The 1,315-nt window shown below is 67.1% G+C and carries 1 protein-coding gene; it reads left to right on the forward strand.

All coding sequences use genetic code 11. The annotated features are described in order from the left end of the window. Positions 1–54: 54 nt before the first annotated feature. Positions 55–1,315: MFS transporter (locus AB0M26_RS31940; RefSeq protein WP_365266550.1), on the forward strand; the 1,261-nt coding region annotated here is incomplete at its 3' end.

Consider the following 1,315-nt stretch of genomic DNA (forward strand, 5'->3'; position numbering starts at 1 on the left):
GTCGCGGTGACTCTCGATCCGATGGCGCGGGGCCTGCATTTGACCACTGCCGCCATGAGCAGAGTGGTCCTGGTCTACGTCCTGGCGCTGTCATCGTTCGTGGCCGTGGGCGGGATGGCGGCTCGAAGGTACGGGCTCCTTCCGGTGTTCCGAGCCGGGGCCGTCATCTTCGCCGTCGCGTCGGGGTGTTGCGGACTCACGCCGCCGGGACCGGCGGCCGAGCCGTCCCTGCTGGCCGCCAGAGCGTTCCAGGGGGCTGGCGCCGCCCTGATGCTCCCCGTGGCCACGACGGCGATCACCGATGTGTATACCGCCCGTGAGCGTGCAAAGGCGTTGACGACCTACGCCGGTTTGGCCCAGATCTTCTTCGTGCTCGGGCCCTTGGCCGGAACGCTGCTCACGCAGCTCATCGACTGGCGCGCCGTCTTCCTGATCAATATTCCGACGGTGGGAGTGATTCTCTGGGCGATCGCCAAGTCGCGGCTTCGCGACCACGCCCCCGGAGAACCGCTTCAGTTTCTTCAGCCGGCCTTCATGGTGCTTGCACTGGCCGTGCTCCTGGTCTCCCTGCACCAGATCGGGGCCTGGGGTTTCGACGATGTGCAAACGGTTCCCGCGCTGTCCGTGGGTCTGTTGTTTCTGGTGGTATCGGTAGGGGTCATGATCAGGGCCTCGCGCCCTCTTCTCCACCTGCGCATCCTGGGGAACCGGACCTTCGCCGTCTCGGTTGCAGTGACCTTTCTGGTGCAGGCTGCCCAGCTCCCCCTCCTGGTGCACGGAGCCGTCTATATACGGCAGACCCTGCACCTGACACCGCTCGGCTCGGGCGTCTCGCTCCTTCCCTTCGTGGGCGCTCTGGCCGCCGGGACCTTCGCATCCGGGTATCTCCTCGACTACTTCCGTTCGATCCGGCTGACCGTCCTGTGCGGCCTGGTGACGGCCACTTCGGGAACCGCGGCCTGGGCGGCCGCCCTCGCCCGGGCCGATTACACGTGGCAGGTTCCCTGGATGGTCCTCGCCGGCCTCGGGATGGGGATACCGATTCCCGCGTTGAGCGCGACGATGATGGGCTCCGTATCGGATGACGACCGCGCGGACGCCTCGGTCCTCCGGCAGACCCTTCGGCAATTGGGCGGCGCTTTCGGGATTGCCTCGGCCGGCGCACTGGTCCTGGCCGCCAATGATCGGCAGTCCAATGCCGCCGGAATCATCAGGAGCGAAGCGACGGTCTACGCATTCGTCTTCGCGGCCATCGCTGTCGTCGTTGCGTGTGCGCTGACCGTCACCAGGCTGCCGCGGGAGAGTGCCCAGGCCC

It is taken from the genome of Streptomyces sp. NPDC051776 (assembly GCF_040681345.1).
GTDB lineage: Bacteria > Actinomycetota > Actinomycetes > Streptomycetales > Streptomycetaceae > Streptomyces.